Below are 23,533 nucleotides of genomic sequence, written 5' to 3'. Positions count from 1 at the left end.
TCCCTTGCATAAACATACATAAAAATTTATAATAATGAATAATTCATTTTTCAGACAAGGGAGAGAGCGTTTTTGAAGAAAGCAGCAATTATTGGCGGAACCGGGTATGGGGCGATTGAACTTATCCGGCTTCTCCAATCACATAAAGAAATCGAGATTACTAAAATTATATCACAATCACAGGCAGGAGAGGAGTTATCAGCTACTTATCCGCATTTAAACGGTATTATTACGAAAGAGATGGAAGCATTAAATACCGAGGAGCTAGAAAAAGAGATTGATATTTTATTTTTAGCAGCCCCAGCTGGTGTCGCTAAAAATATTATTCCTTCTTTCCAGGATACTTCCGTTCAATGTATCGATTTATCTGGCGACTTCCGGCTTACTTCAGAGGAATATAAGGAATGGTATGGAAAAGAGCCTGCTTCTGCAGATGTGCTGGAGAAAGCAGTATTTGGACTCAGTGATATTTTTACAGAGGAAATCAAATCAGCGTCGATTATTTCTAACCCGGGCTGTTTCCCGACTGCTGCTTTATCCGCATTAATCCCGCTTATTGATGGGAATAAAATTCAGACAGAGGGTATTCGCATCGATGCGAAAACAGGGATTTCCGGAGCTGGAAAAGGTTTAAGTGAAAAAGCCCATTTCTCTTCAGCAAATGAAAATGTTGTTCCATATAAAATTGGTCAGCATCAGCATATCCCGGAGATTGAACGTTATGCATCCCAATTTGCAGATAATGATGTAAAGGTTTCTTTTACAACGCATTTGATTCCAATGACAAGAGGGCTGTTATGCACAATATATGCAGATTTGAAAAGTCAGGAAACCACCGCCTCCATTTTAGATTATCTACAGGAATACTATCAGGAGAAATCCTTTGTCCGTATTTTGCCAGAAGGTCATTTTCCGGCAACAAAAGGGGTAACGGGCAGTAATTACTGTGATATTGGAGCGTATGTAGACGAGCGGACAAACAGCATTGTGATAGCGTCGGCGATTGATAATTTAGTAAAAGGAGCGGCTGGCCAGGCAATTCATAATGCTAATCTGATGAACGGATGGGATGAGACAATGGGATTGGAGTTTATTCCAGTATTTCCATAATCTAAAAGAGAACAACTTTGAGGAGGAAAATCATAGGTGGAACATACATTATCGAAGTCATTTAAAATTTTAGAAAATGCACATATTGATCAGCCTAAAGGATTTACTGCAGGAGGCATACACGCAGGGCTGCGGAAATCTAAGCGTGATTTCGGCTGGCTTTATTCCGATGTACCAGCAAATGCCGCGGGAGTGTATACGCAGAATACATTTCAGGCAGCCCCACTGGATGTAACACAGCAGGCACTAAAGCATTCCGACCAGCTGCAGGCAGTCGTTGTCAATTCTGCTAATGCCAATTCGTATACAGGTGAACAGGGCTATCAGGATGCGTTAGAAATGCAGCAGCTTACAGCCAAAAAAATAGGAATTGACTCTTCCTTAGTGGCTGTTGCCTCCACGGGAGTCATTGGTGAGATGCTTCCAATGGATGTTATTAAAGGAGCCATTGCCCGTATTGGGGAGAGTGAAGCAGCTGTTGATTTTGAACATGCCATTTTAACAACGGATACGAAAACGAAGCATATTGCTGTCGAGGTTGAAATAGATGGAAAAGTCATCACCATTGCCGGCGCTGCGAAAGGGTCGGGTATGATTCACCCGAATATGGCGACCATGCTTTCCTTTATTACAACCGATGCAAACGTAGAAACGGAAAGTCTCCAGCAGGGATTAAGACAAATAACCGATCAGTCCTTTAATCGTATTACAGTGGACGGGGACAGCAGTACGAATGATATGGTACTTATCTTAGCAAACGGAATGCAGAATAATGAAACACTTCATCCACAGCATCTGGAATGGCATCAATTTATGGAAGCGTGGCAATTCGTCAGCCGGGAGCTTGCAAAAATGATAGCTAAGGACGGAGAGGGAGCAACCAAGCTGGTTGAAGTAAGTTTAGAAGGAGCTAGATCGGAGCAGGAAGCGGCGCAGATGGCGAAAGCAGTGATTGGCTCCAGTCTGGTAAAAACAGCAATTTATGGTGAAGATGCCAACTGGGGAAGAATCATCAGTGCTCTAGGTGCAAGCGGCGTAGCATTTGATAAACAGGGGTTATCGCTTGCGATTGGATCAGAGCAGATTATTAAGGAAGGGCAGCTGCTTGCCTTCCATGAACCGAATTGTGTAGAGGAATTGGTTAAAGATACGGTTCACCTTTTTATCGGGTTAACAGACGGCGTGGAGAAAGCAACTGTCTGGGGCTGTGATTTAACCTATGATTACGTACAGATCAACGCATCCTATCGAACGTGAGGTGTTCTAATGACAAAAGTAGTATTTAAAGTAGGCGGAAGTATTTTGCAGGAGCTGCCAAAGGCTTTTTATGAGCTGTTAATCGAGCTGAAAGAAAAAAAGATTTGTGAACCTGTTATTGTTCACGGCGGCGGTCCGGAAATCAATCAGGCGCTGGAGCAGATGAATATTGAAAGTACATTTGTCGATGGGCTTCGGGTTACTACGGAAGAAGTGTTAGAAGTTGCGCAAATGGTAATGAGCGGAACCATTAATAAACGGATTGTCAGTTCCTTTCAAAATCAAAATGGAAAAGCAATTGGTCTTAGCGGAGTGGACGGCAACCTGCTGCAGGCAAAACAAATTCAAAATGGGAAGCTTGGTTTTGTCGGAGAGGTTACCAAGGTGGAAACGTCCTGGATTGACATGATTCTGGATGCAGGCGGTATTCCTGTTATTTCCCCGATTGCAGCAGGCGAGGGAGAAACCCGTTTCAATATTAACGGCGATACAGCGGCTGGTGCAGTAGCAGAGGCATTAGGCTGTAAACTTGTTCTGATCAGTAATATTCCGGGTGTGATGGAAACAATCGACCAAAAAGAAGTAATCCACCACCATTTAACCAAAAAAGATGTTGAAGCATTGATTGATTCCGGCGTCATTTATGGCGGCATGATTCCCAAGGTGCGTTCGGCGTTGGCAAGCTTGCAGGGCGGCGTAGAGGAATCGGTTATTTTAAATGGATTAGAACCTAATGATATTTTGAAATATTTAGACGGAGAAAAAGTAGGGACGATTTTAAGTGAAAAGGAGTTTGAGCATGTCTAATACAATGACAACATCAGCATTAATGAAAAATTATCAGCGTTTGCCGCTTACTATTGTAAAAGGAAAAGGAAGCTATGTATGGGATGACCAGGGTGTGAAATACCTGGACTATACATCCGGGATTGCAACATGTAGTTTAGGCCATGTGCCGGATTATGTACAGGGAAAGTTATCCGAGCAATTAGAGAACTTATGGCATGTTTCTAATTTGTATCAGATTCCCCAGCAGGAAGCATTGGCAGAAAAGTTAGTTTCGTTAAGCTGCTTTGATCAGGCCTTCTTCTGTAACAGCGGTGCTGAAGCAAATGAAGCAGCAATCAAATTGGCTAAAAAATATGCAAAGGACCAACAGAAGCCGGAAAGAACAGAGATTGTTACTTTTTCAAACTCCTTTCACGGAAGAACCGGTTATACGATGGCTGCAACTGCACAGCCTAAAATCCATAAAGGCTTTACCCCATTAACACCTGGTTTTACTTATTTGCCGTTTAATCAGCCGGAAGCGCTGGAGCAAATAGATACCGATAAAACAGCGGGCGTCTTACTGGAGCTGGTCCAGGGAGAAGGCGGCGTTCATCCGGCGGATGCAGAGTGGATAAAAGCACTGTATGACTATTGTAAGCAGGCAGATATTCTGTTTATGGTCGATGAAATTCAGACTGGGGTCGGCAGGACGGGTACTTTGTTTGCCTATGAACAGTACGATATTGAGCCGGATGCTATCACCTTGGCTAAAGGATTAGGCTCTGGTTTCCCGATTGGAGCATTACTAGCAAAAAGTAAAGCTGCGGACAGTTTTTCACCAGGAACCCATGGCAGCACCTTTGGGGGAAATCCGCTGGCAGCAACAGCTGGGCTGGCTACATTAGAGAAAATTGCAGACCCGGCATTTTTACAAGATTTACAGGAAAACTGCACCCTGTTAGTTGAAGGGTTAATGAAGATAGCTGAAACCAATTCACTTATTACAGGGGTAAGAGGAAAAGGATTTCTTATCGGGCTGGAAGTTGAAAATAAAGCAGGGGTCTGGGTGGAGAAATTAAGAGAAAAACAGGTTCTTGTATTAACAGCAGGAGAGCATGTCGTGCGTATTTTGCCTCCATTAACAACAGAGAAAGAAGAGTTATTCACTTTTATCGGAGTGATAACGGCTATTGCAGCAGACATAGAGGAGAAGGGAGAATAAGATATGCCAATACATCAAGGGATGAAGAAAGTACTTGTTTTAGGATCGGGGCCGATTGTTATCGGGCAGGCGGCAGAGTTTGATTATGCCGGGACGCAAGCCTGTCTTGCTTTAAAGGAAGAGGGGCTGGAGGTTGTGCTTATCAATAACAACCCTGCGACCATTATGACAGATGAAACCATCGCCGACCAAGTCTATTTAGAACCGTTAGAAGTAGAGGTCGTCGAAAAAATTATTGAAAAGGAAAAGCCGGATGGTTTAATTGGAACCTTAGGCGGGCAGACAGGGTTAAATCTATCCTTAGAGCTTCATGAGAAAGGGATTCTGAAGAAACACGATGTAACCCTGCTCGGGACCTCCATTGCTTCCATACAAAAGGGAGAGGACAGAGAAAAATTCAGAGATTTAATGATTTCCATCAAGGAGCCCATTTCTGAATCACAAATTGTGACAAATATAGAGGATGGCCTGGCGTTTGCAGAGAAGATAGGCTATCCGGTTATTCTCCGTCCAGCTTATACTCTTGGCGGAGAAGGCGGAGGATTTGCAAATAATAAGGAAGAATTTTGCGAGCTGTTGGCAAAGGGGCTCCATCTAAGTCCGATTACGCAGGTGCTTGTTGAGCGCAGCATTAAAGGCTGGAAAGAGATGGAGTATGAAGTGATGCGCGATGAGAATGACGCATGCCAAATTATTTGTGACATGGAGAATGTCGATCCTGTCGGTGTGCATACCGGCGATTCCATTGTAGTCGCTCCTGCTCAGACATTAACTGCTGAACAAAGTAAAATCCTGCGTGACGCGTCGATAAAAATAATTCGTGCGCTGGAAGTGGTGGGCGGCTGTAACATTCAATTTGCCTTCCATCCGGAAACAAATGAATATTGTATTATCGAAGTAAATCCCCGCGTTAGCCGTTCTTCTGCACTGGCTTCGAAAGCAACAGGCTATCCGATTGCCAGAGTGGCAGCAAAATGTGCAGTCGGCTATCATTTGGATGAATTAGTTGATCCCGTCAGCGGAGCGACCTATCTTCATTTTACACCGGATTTGGATTATACCGTTGTAAAAATCCCGCGTTTTCCATTTGATAAATTTTCCGAAGCAGATCGTACGCTTGGAACACAAATGAAAGCAACAGGAGAAGTCATGTCCTTAGATAAAACCTTCGAAGGCGCATTAAATAAAGCGGTCCGCTCTCTGGAAATGAATATTCAATCCTTCCGCTGGACAGCCTTTGCAGAAAAGTCAGATGACGCATTGACAGCATTGCTTGAAGAGCCGAATGATTTACGTCTTTTCGCTATCGGTGAAGCCTTATGGCGCCAATTCTCTGTAGATGAGATTGCAAAGCGGACACTGATCCAGCCTTATTTTCTGGAAAAAATAGCAGCTATCATCCAATTGGAAAAGGAATTGGCAGCAACCGGCTGGGAGAATATAACAGAAGAGAAAATCTTGCAGGCAAAACAGTATAATATCAGTGATGTCCAATTAGCAAAACTTCTCCATATTGAACCGGCTGTACTGCGTGAATTTTATAAAAATCATGAGTTGTCGCCTAATTATCGTTTTGTTGATACGTGCCCGGGAACGTCGGGGAAACATTCTACCTATTTTTATTCAACCTGGTCAGGATCCAATCAAGTGCAGACCGTATCGGATAAGAAAAAAGCGCTGGTTATCGGCTCTGGTCCTATCCGTATCGGGCAGGGGGTTGAATTCGACTATTGCTCTGTGCATGCTGTGCAGGCACTGCAAAAAGCCGGGTATGAGGCAATTATGATCAATAATAACCCGGAAACGGTGAGTACGGACTATACAGTAGCTGATCGCCTTTATTTTGAACCATTGGCTCTGGAGGATGTATTAAATGTCATGGAAAAAGAGAATATTCAAGACGTCCTCGTCCAATTTGGCGGACAGACAGCTATTAACCTTATGAATCAGTTAAAAGAAGCCGGTGTCTCTGTTTTAGGAACAGCGCCTGAAAATATGGATAAAATGGAAGACAGAGAGCAATTTTATACCTTCTTAGAGCAATTAGATATTGCTCACATTCATGGCGAAATTGTCCATAGTGTGGATGAAGCGAAGGAAGCAGCCCATCAGCTCGGATATCCTGTTCTGATTCGTCCATCTTATGTGATTGGCGGTCAGTCGATGTTTGTCTGTTACAATAAAGAAGAATTACTCAGCAATGTACAAAGAGTACAGGTAGATACCTACGATCAATGCTGGCCGTTATTAATGGATTCCTATATGCCTGGATTAGAATGTGAAGTCGATGTCGTGAGCGATGGAGAAAATGTGATTATCCCAGGGATCTTTGAACATATTGAAAAAGCAGGGGTGCATTCAGGAGACAGTACGAGCGTATTCCCGGCTATCACATTAACGGATCAGCAAAAAGCGCAAATCTATCAAATCTCTAAAAAGATTGCCAGAGAGCTTCCGATTATCGGGATGATGAATATCCAGTTTGTTCTTTACCAAGATGAAGTATATGTTCTGGAAGTAAACCCTAGATCTTCCCGTACGGTTCCGGTTGTCAGCAAGGTAACAGGGATTCCGCTGGTGGCTTTAGCTGTCAATGCACAATTAGGGGAGTCTCTGCAGGATTTTATGAAAGAATTCTCTTCTTACCAGGAGCCGGAATATTACACGGTGAAAGCACCTGTCTTTTCTAAGAATAAATTAAAAGGTGTTGACCATATTTTAGGTCCGGAAATGAAATCAACCGGGGAAGCTATCGGGATGGATATAACGCTGGAAAAAGCAATTCGTAAGGCGGTGTTTCCTTCCCAGCACAAGCTGCATGATACAAAAAAATGGTTTGTATCGATCAGTGATCACCATAAGGAAGAAAGCATCCCGTTTATTCAGGAAATTGCCGGAAACACAGAAATAATCGCTACACAGGGAACGAGTACTTACCTGGAGAAAAACCAGATTCCTTCTACTGCGGTAAACCGTGAAATAGCTAACCTCAAAAAGCTGTTTTTACAAGATCCGCCTGCCTATGTGATTAATGTGCCAAGCGTCGGCAGAGATAAAGAACGATTTGGTTTTCAATTGAGAGAGCTTTGTACACAGCTGAATATTCCGTATTTCACCAGTCTGGAAACGGCAAAGCTCGTATGGCAATACCAGCACTTGAAGAATGAAGATATTCAATCCTTACAGACGTATTTACAGACATTGCGAACGCAGGAGGGTTATCACGCGCCAAAAGTTGGCAGTGTATCATCATAGGATAATTAAAAATAGAGGCTGACAGAAATTGTCGCCTCTATTTTTTAATAGACATTATGCTTATTGCTGAGAAGCCATCTGCAAAACTTCCGTTGAGTGAAGCTTCGTTTTACAAATATTTATTAAACCAGCGACAGATATTTTCCAGCCGGGCTGTACGCAGAGATGGATTGCCGCTTCGGCTTAATTCATGATTAGCATCCGGGAAACGGACGAATTCCACTTCTTTATTTAAATGCTTTAATGTGATAAACAATTGTTCTCCCTGTTCGATTGGACAGCGATAATCTTTTTCACCATGCAGGATAAGAAGCGGTGTCTCCACGTTTTCTGCATATTTCAACGGAGATATATCCCACAGTCCGGTTGGATCCTCTAATAAATTCACGCCGTGCTCCCACTTGGTAAAGAAGAAGCCGATATCACTGACTCCATAAAAGCTTAACCAATTGGAAATGGATCGTTGTGTCACTGCTGCTTTGAAACGGTTCGTATGACCGACAATCCAGTTCGTCATAAACCCGCCGTAGCTTCCGCCGGTCATACCCAAACGGTTTTCATCAATGAAGGAATACTGTTCTAAGCAATAATCGACCGCCTCCATCAGATCGCGATAATCTCCTTTGCCATAGTTCTCCCGCACCCCGTTAACAAATTCCTGTCCATACCCATGGCTGCCGCGCGGATTGGTATAAAGGACAACATATCCTTTCGCTGCAAGAAGCTGGAGTTCATGGAAGAAGGTTTGACCGTACATGGCATGCGGACCGCCGTGAACCTCCAGAACAAATGGATATTTCTTTCCCTCCTGAAAGCCGTAAGGGCGAAGCAGCCAGCCTTGAATTTCTAAGCCATCGCTTGATGTATAGGAGATTTCTTCTGGTTCACTTAAAGCTGCTTCATGAATAAAGGCTTTATTTACATCTGTCAGCTGCTTTAAGGTATTATCTGCATCCAGCTTATAAAAATTACAAGGATCTTTTGGTTTGCTGATTCCTAAAATAAAGCTGTCTGTCTCTGGATGATAAGAAAAGCCGAATACGTGATTATCATCGCTGTAACGTGTTTTTAAATTTCCTTCTAAATCTGTTTCATATAGATTGACAGCTCCAGCATCTGATCCAAGAAAATAAATGGATGCATTGTCATGTGACCAGACAGGACCAGTTTCCGAGCTGCCAAGACGCATGTCCGCGACCATTGTATCACCTGGCTGGATGCTCCAATCTCCAGAAAGCAATTTTCTTTCTTTGCTTTCTACATCGTATAGAAACAGCTTAGTGAGCGTTGCGCCTGCATATTCAAACTCATGCCCGCAAGCAATAATTTTTTTACTGTCTCTGGAGAATTTGGCGTCGTGGTAGCTGCCTTTACTGTCTGTTAATTTAGTTATTTCCTTTGACTGCAGCTCCAGTAAATATAAATCAGAAACCAGGGAAGCATCCGCATCTTCTTCAAAATTAGCTGCAAAGACAAGATGTTCGCCGTTCGGTGCAAGGTCAACCAAATGATGATCTGCCTCTTGGGTTGTAAGCTGATAAAATTTGTCTGCGTTTATATCATATTGGATGATTTGTACAGTGGATTGGTCATGGAATCCTCTGGCATCCGACTTGTACTTTAAACGGTCGACAATAAGCGGTTTTGTTTGTGCTTCCTTTTGTTTTGCCTTTTTTTCTTCGTTGCTTAACTCTTTTAAGGAAGCAATATCATCATCTTTTTCCAGAAAGGAGCAGAATATAATCGACTTTCCGTCGTTTGCCCAGACAGGGGAGGAGACGCCGTTTGGAAAAGTAGTAATCTGTTTTGCTTCCCCGCCGTCAACAGCTATTAGCCAAATCTGTGAAGCTCCGCTGCGGCTGGAAAGGAAGAAGGATTTATCCTTATTCGGAGAAACGCGGAACGTATGATTCCGATGATTGTCTGTAGTCCATTGCTTGTGAGAATCATCTTTCAAGTTATGTACATAAATCTGTGATTCATAGTCTTTATCTTCATTCACAGAGGTGATGACATAACTATATTTATTTTTTGAAATAAACTCCGGTTCACTAAGAACCTTAATATTCTGAAAATCGGTTGTGGTAACGGGTCTTTTTTCTGTTGATGCAGACATGTAATTCCTCCTCAATTTTTAAATGAATTTCATTCTATATGATTTTAGTTTAAACTATTTCGGAATGCGAATCAATGAGGATTAACTGTACAGGTGGGATTAGCTATAGAGCTTATTTGTATATTTTTTAAATGTATATCAAGTAAAATATGGTAAAATAAAGAATCAATAGAGTGATACGAAATTGATTCGGAGGTTATGATGTTGGGTACACAGGAAGTTTATTTATACGTATCAAAAGGGAAGAGTTTTTTAGCTCTTATTCTCTCTCTTACTTATTTTATACTGGGAATGGCGGTATGTATCTATTCTTTTAAGGAAGGGAATACGGTAGATGGTTATATTTTTACTATCCTTCCCTTGATTTTTGGGGGTTCCACACTTTTTGCGATTAAAATGCTTGTTGATTTAAAACCGTATCTCACGCTGACAAAGGATATGTTTATTATCAAACATCCATTAAAACGTGCGATTTTTATTCAATGGCAGGATATTAAAAGGTATCAAATATATAAACATCAATTTACCAGTTCGATAGAAATTTATTTAGCGGATAAAGAAGAATATAAAGCATTTCGAAAACGTTTAGTTGCAGGAAAGCTATTAGCCAAGCGTTTACAAATAGACGAGATTCCTCATATTATAAAAGTAAATTTTTTATTAAGCTTAATCAAGCGGAAGGATAGAGCAAAATTGCTGAAGGAACTGGACAGACGTGCGTTTGGAGCAGTAACAGATGAGCGTATGTTTGAAATAGCAGAGCACAGACAGCTGTTTGGAATAACGGCATCAGATACGGTGCCGTCGAAGATGCTTTCTTATCAAGTGGAAAAAGAAGCAATGAAAGTAGAACAACCTAGTAAAATAAAACGGAAATCCTTCTTGAAAATTATAGCAGTCAGCCTAGTAATAACGATTGTTATAGTCTTTCTTTTATATCAAATAATCGGGAAATGAATTGTCGGTGATTTTAGCATTTTGCTTATATTTTAAAGACTATAAAAAATGAGCGTGTTCGGTTGCGATCTTGTCATAGATATACATATACAGGAATAGGATAAAACTAATTTGGAAGTTATGACGATGGGTACATAGGAAGTCTATCTTTATCCTCAAAAGAGGATGTATGAAAAAGATAACATTTGAACTGAAATGACGGATGTTAGTTAAATACTATACTAATTATCTCTAAAAGGAAGAGTAGTTAAATACCTTTTACAAGAATTTCGATTTTAATAAAAAGATATTGTTGTTAATAAGGGAAATCAATATTAAACAAACTGCTCAGATTGGGAATTAAGTATAATTTAATTAAAAGCGGGGAGGACAAAATGAGCAATATTATCTTGATACAGCATTGTCAATCGGAACATCATCTAAATAATATGTCGGGTGGTTGGACAGATACTCCTTTAACTGAAGCAGGAAAGGGTCAAGCGAAAAAATTGGAGAAAAATTAAAAGAATCTGTGGAGAAAAATGCCTGTGTCTTGTATTCATCTGATCTATTAAGGGCGTTCCAAACAGCAGATATAGTTGGAGCAGAATTAAAATTAGACGTTATTCAGGAAAAAGGATTACGTGAAATAAACAGTGGTGTTGCTGCAGGGAAAACAAAGGATTGGACAAGAGCAAATAGAAATCCCAGAGCAAAAAGTGAATTTGATCTAGATTATCGGGAATTTCAAAGCGGTGAAACCTGGCGAGAATTTTATAGTCGGGTTTCCAATTGTATGGATAGGATATGTGAATTAGAAAATGAGAAAAGCATTTTAATTGTTTCACACGGAGGAACATTAGGGTACATACTAGCCTGGTGGTTGAAATTTGAACCAGAGATGATTGTTAATGCATACTTTTCTTCATTAGCAGGTGGTGTAACTGTTTTAAGCCAAAATAGTTTTCAGCAGAATGTAGTGAATAAATTTAATGATACCTCCCATCTGGAATATTAAGAAATCGGGCGTGATTGTGGAAAAAAGTAAAGAAGAGAAGGATATTATACATGACTAATATGTTTATCTTCTTATTTTTTACGGTTGGAGTCTTGATAATAAAAGAAATAACTTAATATCACCGCAAATTATATTCGATTAAAAAAGGAATCCATTATTTAAATGAACGCAGTGGGAAGAGTAATATGATTAACTAGTCGATGTGATGTAAGGCTGTCATTAGCAGGGTTTCCGGATATTTATATCAGGATAATAAAACTGCCGCCCATGGTCAAGGCGACAGTTTTCATTACACATTTTTAATTAACTTATCAGTAATTTTAGCATCCTGTTCATACGCTCTTTGCAGGGTACGGGTAATTTTTCCGGGTTCACCATTTCCGACAACTACATTGTCGAGCTGAATAACAGGCAGTACCTCTGATGTACTGCTGGATAAAAACATTTCATCTGCATGCTGGATATCTTCAATTTGGAAAGCCTCTTCAATCAGCGGAATATTTTCAGCTTTTAAAAAGCGCTCCACTGCCATTCGTACACATCCATGTAAAATATTATTAGTAGCTGGATGCGTGTATACTTTTCCGTCTTTTACGAGATAGATATTGGAAGAGCTGCATTCTGTTACCACGCCATCTCGATGCAGAATGGCTTCATAGCAATTATTTTCTTTTGCTGTCTGCTTTGCTAAAACGTTTGGCAGCAGATTTAAGCTTTTGATATAACAGTTTTCCCATCGGACATCACGCTGTGAGATGGTCTTTACCCCGTTCTCCAGAATCTTTTCATTTCTGGGCAGATCCTGAAGGTAAGCATAGATATTAGGTGTGACTTCATATGGAAAGGCATGATCCCGGGGAGCTGAGCCGCGTGTGATTTGCATATACACCTTTCCATCATTTTTCATATTATTTTTTTCCATTAATTGATGTAATAGGTCTGTCATCTTTTCTTTATGATAAGGGATCTTGATTTTGATGGCTTCGGCAGAACGGTACAGGCGATCCACATGTTCTTTCAGGAGATAATACTCTCCTTTATAAATCCGAATCACTTCATAAACGCCATCGCCAAACTGTAATCCTCTTTCTTCAAATGGGTAGCTGAGACTATCCTTATCTACAAATTCCGATTGGGTAAGAATAGTTGAATATACTGACATTTTAAAATTCTCCTCTCCGTGAAGCATAATAATAGTTTATTACGCGACCAGACGAATGTAAACAGATTATACGAGAAACATTTGGGCATTATAGAAGTATATGCACTGGTATTATAAATTATTCTTAGGTATATTTTCATTAAATATTAATTTTCGGTTAAGTTTTCATGAAAAAAATTAAATTTATTGTTGATTTTTATCGAATACGTTGCTATAATAAATTTTGTCGTTGAAAACAACTATAAATCATGCGGGTGTAGTTTAGTGGTAAAACCTCAGCCTTCCAAGCTGATGATGAGGGTTCGATTCCCTTCACCCGCTCCATACATATGTGATAACGCAGTGTTTCGTACTTAGTCTACGAAGTGTTGCGTTTTTATTTTGTAAAATATTTGTTTCCTCACCTATAAGAGGAAGTTCAAAAAATCCAATAAAAATGACACGTCGGGAAAAGGATCTTCTACTAAGAACGCCCACGTCGTGTGGGCAGCGCAGAAGCCACCGCATCCTGCGGAAGTGCGTTGACAAGCTATTTCCAATGGGACTGCGATTACTCGCCCCACCAAAACCGTTACTCACGTATTATAAAACAAAGAGGAACTTCTGTTAAAACCGTCCACGTCCTGTGGACAACACAGAAGTCACCACATCCTGTGGAAGTCCGTTTGGAAATAGCTCGTCGCCTTGAACTTCTTGGTCCTATTTACCGGGCTTTTTGAACTTGCACTTTAAGTATAGTACCCTGTTTATAAAGAATAAAGCAGAATGGAGGAGCCAGGATGAAGCGTCTTGAAAATAATTTATTACAAATTGACCGAAAAAGCTACAAAGCATATAAACAAATTGCGGGAAGCTACACGTATCCGAGGTATACACTTTATATCGACTATGTTCAAGGAGACCCATTTGCCAGCCCTTCTAAAATAAGAATCGGGATTCCAGAGAAGGAACGGCATATAGCTGCTGAGTGGCTGGAAACAAAATCTCGACAGACAGCAGTAGAGGATGCGTTTGCGAGAGTGATTGATAAAGCAGTGTATCAAAATAAAACATTTATTAAAGGTTCTGGCAAAAGCGGCATGATTGCTTTTGATGGACCGGGCCAGGAGATATTAGAGCGGACAGCAGTACGTATTTCCGAGCAGGGATTAACGGTTTGTCTGTCTGCAGGTCTGCCGGCTAATGGACGATCCATTAATGGAAAGGAAGCAATCAAGTTATTCGATGAGGTAATTCCATCTATCATCGAGCATTCTGTTTTTCATATTCAGGATAAAACGATTCAGCAGGCGGTTCAATTAGCTGATCAGCAAGAGGCCATATGGCAAGCAATGAAAGAAAATAATTGGGTGAGCTTTATTGCCAATGGCTCTGTATTGCCAAGAAAAAGCGGCGTAAGTAATCTGCCTGCCAAAGGTGCGGTTGCTTTTCAAAGTCCGCAGGAGGATGAGGTAGAATTAAAGCTTCCTCATGGCAAAACAATAACAGGAATGGCGGTCAAGCAGGGAGTCACCTTGATTACCGGAGGCGGTTATCACGGGAAGAGTACACTGCTTCAAGCGATCGAACGCGGCGTTTATCCTCATTGCGAGGGAGATGGCCGGGAATTTATCTGTACAGACCCGAGTGCTGTCAAAATTCGGGCAGAAGATGGAAGGGAAATCTCATCGGTGAATATTTCTCCATTTATTTCTAACCTTCCGCATGGAAAAGATACAACTGCTTTTTCAACAAGTAATGCAAGCGGAAGTACTTCTCAGGCGGCAAACGTGATGGAAGCTTTAGAGATTGGAGCAGACACCCTGCTGATTGACGAGGATACCAGCGCAACCAATTTTATGATTCGCGACAGCCGCATGCAAAAACTGATTGATCATAAAAATGAACCAATCACCCCGTTTATACATCGTATCAGACAATTAGTCGATGAAGCAGATAAATCAGTTATTTTAGTAACTGGCGGCTCAGGAGAATATTTTGCCGTGGCAGATACGGTTATTCTTATGGAGGAATATAAGCCAAAGAATGTCACACAAAGAGCACAGGAAATTATAAAAGAAGATCCTATTGCCGATAGTAAGGTAGAGCAGACGAATTTCAAGAACGTAGAAAAGCGGCATCTGTCTGCTTCTACATTTCCGAAGCAGACAGATAAAAGGTTTAAAATCCAGGCTAAAGGCCAATTTCAAATTCTATTTGGAAAAGAACCCATTTCTTTTGCTTATACGGAACAGCTGGTAGATGCTTCGCAAACAAGAATGATTGCAGAGATTATCCAATATCTTTACCGAAATGAAAAGAAGCATTTTTCTTCGTTTGCAGCATTGATCGATCAGATTGATAAAAAAATGGATCAAGGATTGGAAACTTTGACGAAAAGCAACGGGAAACATCCAGGAGATTTAGCCAGACCAAGGAAAAATGAAATTGCTGCGGTATTGAACCGGATGCGAAGAGCAAGATTTTTCATGGATGCATAACTGAAATCCCGGTCCGGATGTTTAAAGCGAGTTCATCAGGATAAAAAATAATAGAAGGGAGGCGGTATGGTGAAAGTAGAAGAGCTGAAAAAGGATATCCAGGCCTACGCGAAAACAATCGGTATCGATAAAATTGGTTTTGCAACGGCTGATATTTTTACAGAAATGAAAGAACGGTTAAGACGTCAGCAAGAACTAAAATACCAATCTGGTTTTGAAAAAGGGAGTATTGAGGAAAGAACGGAGCCCAGGCGGTTACTGCCGGAAGCGAAGTCTATCATCTCCATTGCCGTCGCCTATCCTTCGAGAATGGAAACAACACCGAGAGGGACAAAAGGAGACAGACGCGGCATTTTTGCCCGTGCTTCATGGGGGATTGACTACCATGTTGCCTTGCGGGAACGGCTGGATAAGCTGGGAGAGTATATAAAAGATAAAGTGCCGGATGCTGTTATCAAGTCAATGGTAGATACTGGGGAATTAAGCGACCGGGCTGTAGCTGAACGAGCCGGCATTGGCTTCAGCGGAAAAAATACCTCCATTATTACCAAGGAATATGGCTCGTTTGTTTATCTGGGAGAAATGCTGACTAATATTCCGTTTATCCCTGACTCGCCGGTAGAGGACGGCTGTGGTGATTGTACAATTTGTTTAGATGCCTGTCCTACAGGTGCTATTGTACAAGGAGGACAATTGAATGCGCAGCGCTGTATTGCGTTTTTAACCCAGACAAAGGATTTTCTGCCGGAGGAATTCCGTAATAAGATAGGAAATCGTTTATACGGATGTGATACGTGTCAGCAGGTATGTCCCTGGAACCGGGATAAAGATTCTCATTTCCACCAGGAATTAGAGCCAGAGCCAGAATTGGTTAAACCAAGACTTAAACCAATGCTTCATTTATCAAATCGGGAGTTTAAAGAAAAGTTCGGGCATATGTCCGGCTTTTGGAGAGGGAAAAAGCCGATTCAGCGTAATGTTATTTTAGCGTTGGGCCATTATAAAGAAGCATCCGCGGAAACTGATTTAATAGCTGTTATGGAAAACGATCCGCGGCCGGTTATTCGTGGTACTGCTGCCTGGTCATTAGGGAAGATAGGAACAGATGCTGCGAGAGAAGCGCTCTCTAAAGCCCTGGAAAAAGAGAATCATGAACAAGTACAATTTGAAATGGAAAATGCGCTGTCGGCCATGACAGTAAAGTAGAAGAAATACTCACGGCCATTCCAGCGGTTTCTAAGACCTAATTCGCCTCCTTTATGCATAAGCTGTGATGAGGAGGCGATTTTTTATGGGCGATATTACAACATATTGGCAGCAATTTTTCGAGGGCAGCAAGGAGGGCCAAGATTGGTGGCGTAAGAAGCAGAGACTTTGTAAGAAGCGAAAGGCGCAAATTGTGAAGATAAAAGGAAAAGGCCTCGTCTTCAGCAAACAGTCCTATGACACAACCAGAAGCACGCGATATGCGGTACACTTGGTATATTTAATGAAGCAGGGCGATTTTTTTTATACGGAAGAGCAGGTCGTCCCTTATCAGCTTGTGAAACAATCGGATAGAGAAATCAGACATCAATCGATTGAAAAGCCTCCAGCGGAAAACGGCAGTAATCAGCCCCCTGTATTAAAACAAGGAAACCTCAAGGATAATAATCGTGAAATAGAATATAACCGGCTGGGAGCAGTGAAATATGCAGAGCGCTGGTGGAACAGCTATAATCCGGAATATCGTCGCTTTGAAGATGATTGCACGAATTACATTTCCCAATGTCTGCGGGCGGGAGGAGGCCCGATGTGGGGGGAGCCGGTCCGGGAGCGGGGCTGGTGGTATGGAAAAGATTCTTGGAGCTTCAGCTGGTCTGTGGCGCATTCGTTCAGATGGTATTTAAGCGGTTCAGAACGCGGAATCAGGGGAATCGAGATGCAAACACCGGAAGAATTAAATCCCGGAGATGTGATTTGCTATGATTTTGAAGGCGACGGTACATGGAATCATACAACGATTGTAGTAGCTAAAGATGCTGATAATATGCCGCTTGTCAATGCGCATACCGATAACAGCCGCAACCGTTATTGGTCTTATGAGGACTCGGCTGCCTGGACTCCGGAAATTGAATATAAGTTTTTTCGGATTGAGATAAGTTAGTGTATAATTGATTTTGGGATAGAAAGAAGAGAACCAGCTTTTAGGGATATCCACTTTTAGAATTTGCAATTGAAGGAGAATGAATGGTGAGTTTGCATGTAGTATTATTTGAACCAGAAATCCCGGCAAATACGGGGAATATCGGGAGAACATGTTTAGCGACCGGGACGACGTTACACCTTATCCGTCCGCTTGGCTTTTCAACAGACAGTAAAATGGTGCGTCGCGCCGGTTTGGATTACTGGGAGCATGTTGATGTTAAAGAATATGATTCCATCGATGAATTATATCAAACCTATCCGGCAGGGAGCTTTTACTATATAGAGAACTTTGGAACCAAATATTATACTGATTTTGATTTTTCCTCCGTGGAGCTGGATCAATTTTTTGTATTTGGAAAAGAGTCTACAGGGATCCCGCGGGAACTGCTGACAGATAAAGAAGATAAATGCCTGCGAATTCATATGAATGACGAGGTTCGTTCATTAAATCTGTCCAATACAGCTTCCATTATTATCTATGAAGCGTTAAGACAGCAGGGGTTTCCTGATTTACATTAAAAAAGATGTCTCCGCAAAATGGAGGCATCTTTTTTTGATTGTACATAAAGTGATTTCTATAAAGTTATTTTAAATCTTAAGTACGCTGATCTTCTTTTGGTACTCCCGGTTTTGCTTCGTAGCCAGCTGAAAAACAGGAAACAATAAATGTAACAGCAACTCCTAAAATCAATGCTAATTTCATGATAAGATTCCTCCTTTTATGTAGTGATGGTATCCAATTTTACATCATAAAGAAATGCGTTGTATTTTCATTTGGGTTATGGATACGCTTTTATCTTGCAGCAGCTGTATGTAAACATATCTCTTCTGTTATAGAAATTGTTGAAAGAAGAATGAAGAACTGCCTGCAAGCCTGAAGCATGTAACTGCCAATCTGCAGAAATCGAAATGCTCTGACAGAATGAAGTTTTGTTTACTAATTTGTCCTTATTATAACGGAAAAATCACTGGTTGTGAACTATTCCTATATTAATTTTAATTAAATGTATTTTTACCGGAAAATATGTGTTCAAAAGTCACTGAATTAATTGTTAGAAAAATATAAAAAAGGGACTGTTTTGATATATTTTTATGGAAGAATAGAAAATGTCGAATTATCCCAATAAATCGGTTCTGATTCCTTGTAACCTCCTTAAAAATCATGTATATTAGTTGGTGTAAAGAAATCAATAGGATTATTAATAATTTGAACCGTTTTCACGAACGGATTAGTTAATTCAATGGGGGTATCAGTCGTGCCAGGAAATGAAGAGTCTGCAGAAAAATTTTGGGGACAGTTTCACGGACCAAATGCGGGGTATTTAGAACAACAGTATGAATTGTACAAAGAAGATCCAGAACAAGTGGAATCTTCTATTAAAGCATTGTTTGATGCATATGGAGCGCCTGCTTGGATGACAGGGGCAGAAGTAGTCTTTCCTATCAGTGAACAAACAGCTTCCAATGGGAATATATCAGAAGATTTTGATGTGACGAAATTAACCTCAGCAATCAAACTTGTTGAGGCTATTCGGCGTTACGGTCATACAGATGCGGATATTTATTCTGTTGGCGGCTATAAAAGTGCTCCGTCCGTAATGCTTGATTTAAAGCATTACAATTTAACAGAAGAAGATTTGAAAAAAATCCCGGCCTCCTGGATCTGGGAACGGGAAAAAGAAGATGTTCAAACAGGTTTGGATGTTATTAACCTGCTGAAGAAATACTATACAGGAACTATTACGTTTGAGTATGACCATGTCAATAATGATGAAGAGCGGACCTGGCTGTTTGATTTGATTGAAGAAGGAAATGCAAGATTTGATCCTGATCAAGAGGACAGAAAGGATATTTTAAAGCGTTTATATGAAGTAGAGGGTTTTGAAAAATTCCTTCATAAAACATTTGTCGGCCAAAAGCGTTTTTCCATCGAAGGCTTAGAGTCAATGGTTCCGATGATCGACTATCTCGTAAAATATGCAAACGAAGATAACATTGAACATGTAATGATGGGAATGGCGCACCGCGGACGTTTAGCTGTGCTTGCGAATGTATTGAAAAAGCCATATGATAAGATTTTTTCCGAGTTTAATTATACAAGAGACAAGGAATTGATGCCGTCAGAAGGTTCTAAAGCAATTAACTATGGCTGGACCGGAGACGTAAAATATCATTTTGGAGCAGAAAAAGAAGTTATCCATGGAAGTAAAGTAAACACAAAAATTACACTTGCGCATAATCCGTCACACCTTGAATTTGTCAACCCGGTTGTGGAAGGATTTGCCCGTGCGGCACAGGATGAACGTGATGTAAGCGGTTATCCTGTTAGAGATACGAATAAAGCAATGCCGCTGATTATTCATGGGGATGCAGCCTTTATCGGGGAAGGTGTCGTTGCAGAAACGCTTAATTTAAGCGGATTGCCGGGGTATACAACAGGCGGAACTGTTCACCTGATTGCGAATAACCAGCTTGGTTATACAACAGACCGCGTAGACGGACGCTCTACACGCTATGCAAGTGATTTGGCTAAAGGTTTTGAAATTCCGATTATCCGGGTCAGTGCAGATGATCCGATTTCTTGTATTTCTGCAGTGAAAATAGCTTGTGAGTATCGTAAAAAATTCCATAAAGATGTTTTAATTGATTTAGTAGGTTATCGCCGTTATGGACATAATGAAATGGATGAGCCGAGAACGACACAGCCGCAATTGTACAGTGAAATCGATAATCATCCATCGGTATCTACCTTGTTCGCACGTGCGATGGAAGAAAGAAACCTATTGGAATCCGGCGGATTTGACGAAATTAAAAACGAGATTGATACAAAACTGTCTGATATTTACAAGGGCATGACAGAAACGGAAATAGGTGAGCCGCAGCCGAAGTCTATGCCGGAAGTATTATCTAATAGATTAGATCAATTTGAAACTGCAGTAGATTTAGAGACTTTAAAGGGAATCAATAAAGAACTTCTAAAACGTCCGGAAGGTTTTGAAGGCTTTAAGAAAACCGAAAGAATTCTGAAGCGCAGAGAAGATGCATTAGAAGAAGGAAACAAAGCTGACTGGGGAACCGGGGAAGCGTTAGCATTTGCCTCTATATTAAAAGATGGCACACCAATTCGATTAACAGGTCAGGATACAGAAAGAGGAACCTTTGCGCATCGCCATGTTGTCCTGCATGATGTGAATACAGGTGAAAAATATAGTCCGATGCATGGATTGTCAGATGTCAAAGCCTCCTTTGATGTTCGCAACAGTCCGCTATCAGAAACAGGAGTTTTAGGCTTTGAATATGGCTATAGTGTGTATTCTCCAAGCACACTTGTTATCTGGGAAGCACAATTCGGTGATTTTGCCAATGCGGGTCAGGTGATTATTGACCAATTTATTGCTTCAGCGAGAGCGAAATGGGATGAAAAATCAAATATGGTATTGCTGCTTCCTCATGGGTATGAAGGACAAGGGCCAGAGCATTCCAGTGCCCGCTTAGAACGTTATTTACAGATGGCTGCAGAGAATAACTGGATCGTAGCGAATGTTACTTCCTCAGCGCAGTTATTCCATCTGCTTCGTCGTCAGGCAGCAATGCGTTCCCGTCCAGAGGCACGTCCTTTGATTCTGATGACACCGAAAAGCAGTCTTATCAGAGATTATAAGATGGCTTCCAGTGCGGAAGAGTTTACGACCGGTGGATTTAAAACGTTGCGTGAACAACCATACTTTGATACAGATCCGAAAAAAGCGACACGTCTGTTATTGGGAAGCGGTAAAATAATGATTGATATTGAAGGGGAAATGGAAGAAGCAGAAGCGAACTGCGATTGGATTCGCGCCTTACGTGTAGAGCAAATCTATCCGTTCCCTAAAAAAGCAATTCAAGAAGAAATCCAAAAACTTCCTAACTTAAAAGAAATCGTCTGGGTGCAAGAAGAGCCAAAAAATATGGGTTCATGGGATTTTGTAGATGATTATTTAAGAGAGCTTCTTGAAGAGGATCAGGAATTACACGTTATCAGCAGACCGAAGCGTGCAGCACCAGCTGGAGGCATACCTACTGTGCATAAAACAGCGCATCAATATATTATTGACCAGGCATTGAACGAATTTGAAGGAGGAAAATAAAGTGCAAGAAATTAAAATACCTGAATTAGCGGAATCTATTACAGAAGGAACAATAGCAGAATGGCTTGTAAAAGAAGGCGATAAAGTAGAGAAAGGCGATGCAATTGTAGAGTTAGAGACGGATAAAGTAAACGTGGAAGTCAACTCAGAATTTTCTGGTGTTATCGCTGAAATTACCAGTAATGAGGGCGAGGATGTTTCTGTAGGAGATATCATCGGCAAATTAGATGAAAATGGCGAAGCGGGTGCATCTTCCGGCAAGGAAGAAAGTAAGACAGAAGAAGCTGATAAAAATGAAGAAGCTCCTAAAGAAGCTCCTAAAGAAGAGCCTAAACAGGAAGCTTCTGAGAAAAATAAGCAGGAAGCTGCACCTGAACAAAGTAATGGTGATGTGATTGCTTCTCCTGCAGCAAGAAAACGCGCTCGCGAACTGGGTATTGACTTAAGTGAAGTACAAACACGTGATCCGCTTGGCAGAGTTCGTCCAGACGATGTGAATGCTCATAATAATGCTCCTAAAAAAGAGTCTGCGCCATCGAAGCCGGCGAAAAAAGAAGAGCCTAAATCAGAGAAAACAGAGTTTGATAAGCCGGTAGAACGTGTTAAAATGACACGCCGCCGCCAAACAATTGCTAAAAACCTTGTAGAAGTACAGCATAATACAGCTATGTTAACTACATTTAATGAAGTAGATATGACTTCTGTAATGGAGCTTCGTAAGCAGCGAAAAGATAAATTCCTAGAGAAAAATGGTGTCAAGCTAGGGTTTATGTCTTTCTTTGCTAAAGCTGTAGTAGGAGCATTAAAAGAATTCCCGCTTCTGAATGCAGAAATCCAAGGCAATGAATTAGTCATTAAAAAATTCTATGATATCGGTATTGCCGTTTCTACAGATGATGGTCTTGTTGTTCCGGTTGTTCGTGACGCAGATCGCAAGGACTTTGCAGGAATTGAGCAGGATATCGTTGATTTAGGTACGAAAGCACGTGACAATAAATTGTCCTTAAATGACTTGCAAGGCGGTTCCTTTACAATTACAAATGGCGGTACATTTGGTTCTATGATGTCTACACCAATTTTAAATGCGCCGCAGGTTGGTATTTTGGGAATGCATAACATCATTAAGCGCCCAATCGCTATGCCGGATGATTCCATTGAAGTGCGTCCGATGATGTATATTGCATTATCCTATGATCACCGTATTGTAGATGGAAAAGAAGCCGTTCAATTCTTAGTTCGAATCAAGGAAATGCTTGAAGATCCATATGATTTATTGCTAGAAGGTTAAAAATGTAAAAGTCTTGATATGAGCTGATATGCTCGTATCAAGACTTTTTTTATAAGAGTAAGAAAGGGCTCTCGTTCTGAGGTCGGGGTTGGGACTGGGACTGGGAATGCGATTACTCGTTCCATCGAAAAGAGTCGCATCGGAAATCTTTTTGGCAAGAACACCGAAGTTTTAAAAATCAAGTGGTGTTCTTGTTTTTTTCTTATATGTCAAGAAAGTAAAATTAGCCTCTTCAGTAAATATCTAATTCAAACTCTGCTGAATCATAAAGAAACCAAAATAGTTCCGAATTTCGACAGGTGCAGACAAATTGAAGTTGTATTTTCTTAAGCAATTAGGAAATATTATATATGATTTATTTAACATGACACAAATAGAGTATTTATCCTAAATATTACAATTTATTTCTAATTTTTTTAATTATTAATTCTCTTTTCCAAGCATTGAAATTATTTTCAATTACTAATATGATAGTAATTGAATGGGAGTTCTTAATTAAATAATTACATTTATTTTTTTAGGGATTGCAATGTTTTGTATTGTTTTAATATGTAGATTTGAAACTTTTCCTGTAAATTTTTTATTATATATGATAAAGCGTTTA

General features: G+C 40.7%; 14 protein-coding genes, 1 tRNA gene and 1 pseudogene. 14 read left to right on the top strand and 2 right to left on the bottom strand.

The genetic code is table 11. From position 1 onward, the window contains the following. Nucleotides 1–72 precede the first annotated feature (72 nt). From argC to carB, 5 genes are read left to right on the top strand one after another with little or no spacing between them, the layout of a single operon-like run. On the top strand, nt 73–1,110 hold the full coding sequence (gene argC / locus ACZSMY_RS05865; RefSeq protein WP_042533738.1) for an N-acetyl-gamma-glutamyl-phosphate reductase: 1,038 nt from the start codon (nt 73–75) through the stop codon (nt 1,108–1,110). A gap of 36 nt (nt 1,111–1,146) precedes the next feature. Further along, nucleotides 1,147–2,367, top strand: a complete 1,221-nt coding sequence (gene argJ, locus ACZSMY_RS05860; RefSeq protein ID WP_465147548.1) for a bifunctional ornithine acetyltransferase/N-acetylglutamate synthase — start codon at nt 1,147–1,149, stop codon at nt 2,365–2,367. A 9-nt stretch (nt 2,368–2,376) separates the two neighbouring features. Further along, nucleotides 2,377–3,174: an acetylglutamate kinase gene (gene argB / locus ACZSMY_RS05855; RefSeq protein ID WP_256706210.1), complete on the top strand. Its 798-nt coding sequence runs from the start codon at nt 2,377–2,379 to the stop codon at nt 3,172–3,174. Then, nucleotides 3,167–4,360, top strand: a complete 1,194-nt coding sequence (locus ACZSMY_RS05850; RefSeq protein ID WP_256706211.1) for an aspartate aminotransferase family protein — start codon at nt 3,167–3,169, stop codon at nt 4,358–4,360. The genes argB and ACZSMY_RS05850 overlap by 8 nt, the downstream gene beginning before the upstream one ends. A 3-nt stretch (nt 4,361–4,363) precedes the next feature. After that, a complete protein-coding gene (carB, locus tag ACZSMY_RS05845; protein ID WP_256706212.1) occupies nt 4,364–7,615 on the top strand; it encodes a carbamoyl-phosphate synthase (glutamine-hydrolyzing) large subunit in 3,252 nt (1,083 codons plus the stop codon). Between the two features lie 109 nt (nt 7,616–7,724). On the opposite strand, the gene ACZSMY_RS05840 is transcribed toward carB, so the two are convergent. Further along, nucleotides 7,725–9,731, bottom strand: coding sequence for a S9 family peptidase (locus ACZSMY_RS05840; RefSeq protein ID WP_193062041.1), 2,007 nt, complete (start codon nt 9,729–9,731; stop codon nt 7,725–7,727). 198 nt (nt 9,732–9,929) lie between these two features. On the opposite strand from ACZSMY_RS05840, the gene ACZSMY_RS05835 reads away from it, so the two are divergent. Together ACZSMY_RS05835 and ACZSMY_RS05830 are read left to right on the top strand one after the other, a co-directional pair. Continuing rightward, complete coding sequence (locus ACZSMY_RS05835; RefSeq protein ID WP_465147547.1) at nt 9,930–10,688, top strand: STM3941 family protein; 759 nt, start codon at nt 9,930–9,932, stop codon at nt 10,686–10,688. Between the two features lie 374 nt (nt 10,689–11,062). After that, nucleotides 11,063–11,685, top strand: a pseudogene (locus ACZSMY_RS05830) (histidine phosphatase family protein). Nucleotides 11,686–11,974: 289 nt separating this feature from the next. Here the strand turns inward: ACZSMY_RS05830 and dat are convergent. Continuing rightward, complete coding sequence (gene dat, locus ACZSMY_RS05825; protein WP_042533752.1) at nt 11,975–12,847, bottom strand: D-amino-acid transaminase; 873 nt, start codon at nt 12,845–12,847, stop codon at nt 11,975–11,977. 250 nt (nt 12,848–13,097) lie between these two features. On the opposite strand from dat, the gene ACZSMY_RS05820 reads away from it, so the two are divergent. The 7 genes from ACZSMY_RS05820 (at nt 13,098) to odhB (ending at nt 22,929) form a co-directional block, all read left to right on the top strand. Then, nucleotides 13,098–13,171: transfer RNA gene (locus tag ACZSMY_RS05820), tRNA-Gly, on the top strand. A gap of 455 nt (nt 13,172–13,626) precedes the next feature. Further along, a complete protein-coding gene (locus tag ACZSMY_RS05815) occupies nt 13,627–15,327 on the top strand; it encodes an ABC-ATPase domain-containing protein (RefSeq protein ID WP_212929143.1) in 1,701 nt (566 codons plus the stop codon). A 69-nt stretch (nt 15,328–15,396) separates the two neighbouring features. Beyond that, nucleotides 15,397–16,533, top strand: a complete 1,137-nt coding sequence (queG, locus tag ACZSMY_RS05810) for a tRNA epoxyqueuosine(34) reductase QueG (RefSeq protein WP_042533755.1) — start codon at nt 15,397–15,399, stop codon at nt 16,531–16,533. A gap of 85 nt (nt 16,534–16,618) precedes the next feature. Then, on the top strand, nt 16,619–17,473 hold the full coding sequence (locus tag ACZSMY_RS05805; protein WP_042533756.1) for an amidase domain-containing protein: 855 nt from the start codon (nt 16,619–16,621) through the stop codon (nt 17,471–17,473). Nucleotides 17,474–17,559: 86 nt separating this feature from the next. Beyond that, on the top strand, nt 17,560–18,033 hold the full coding sequence (locus ACZSMY_RS05800; RefSeq protein WP_042533758.1) for a tRNA (cytidine(34)-2'-O)-methyltransferase: 474 nt from the start codon (nt 17,560–17,562) through the stop codon (nt 18,031–18,033). A 737-nt stretch (nt 18,034–18,770) separates the two neighbouring features. Then, a complete protein-coding gene (locus tag ACZSMY_RS05795; RefSeq protein ID WP_139089118.1) occupies nt 18,771–21,641 on the top strand; it encodes a 2-oxoglutarate dehydrogenase E1 component in 2,871 nt (956 codons plus the stop codon). A 1-nt stretch (nt 21,642) separates the two neighbouring features. Further along, nucleotides 21,643–22,929 (top strand): 2-oxoglutarate dehydrogenase complex dihydrolipoyllysine-residue succinyltransferase, encoded by a 1,287-nt coding sequence (gene odhB, locus ACZSMY_RS05790; RefSeq protein WP_465147546.1) that lies wholly within the window; start codon nt 21,643–21,645, stop codon nt 22,927–22,929. Nucleotides 22,930–23,533: the final 604 nt, after the last annotated feature.

It is taken from the genome of Oceanobacillus sp. B139/18 (assembly GCF_055524595.1).
Note: the sequence above shows the minus strand (reverse complement) of the source record. Positions and strands in the feature narration are given on the sequence as shown.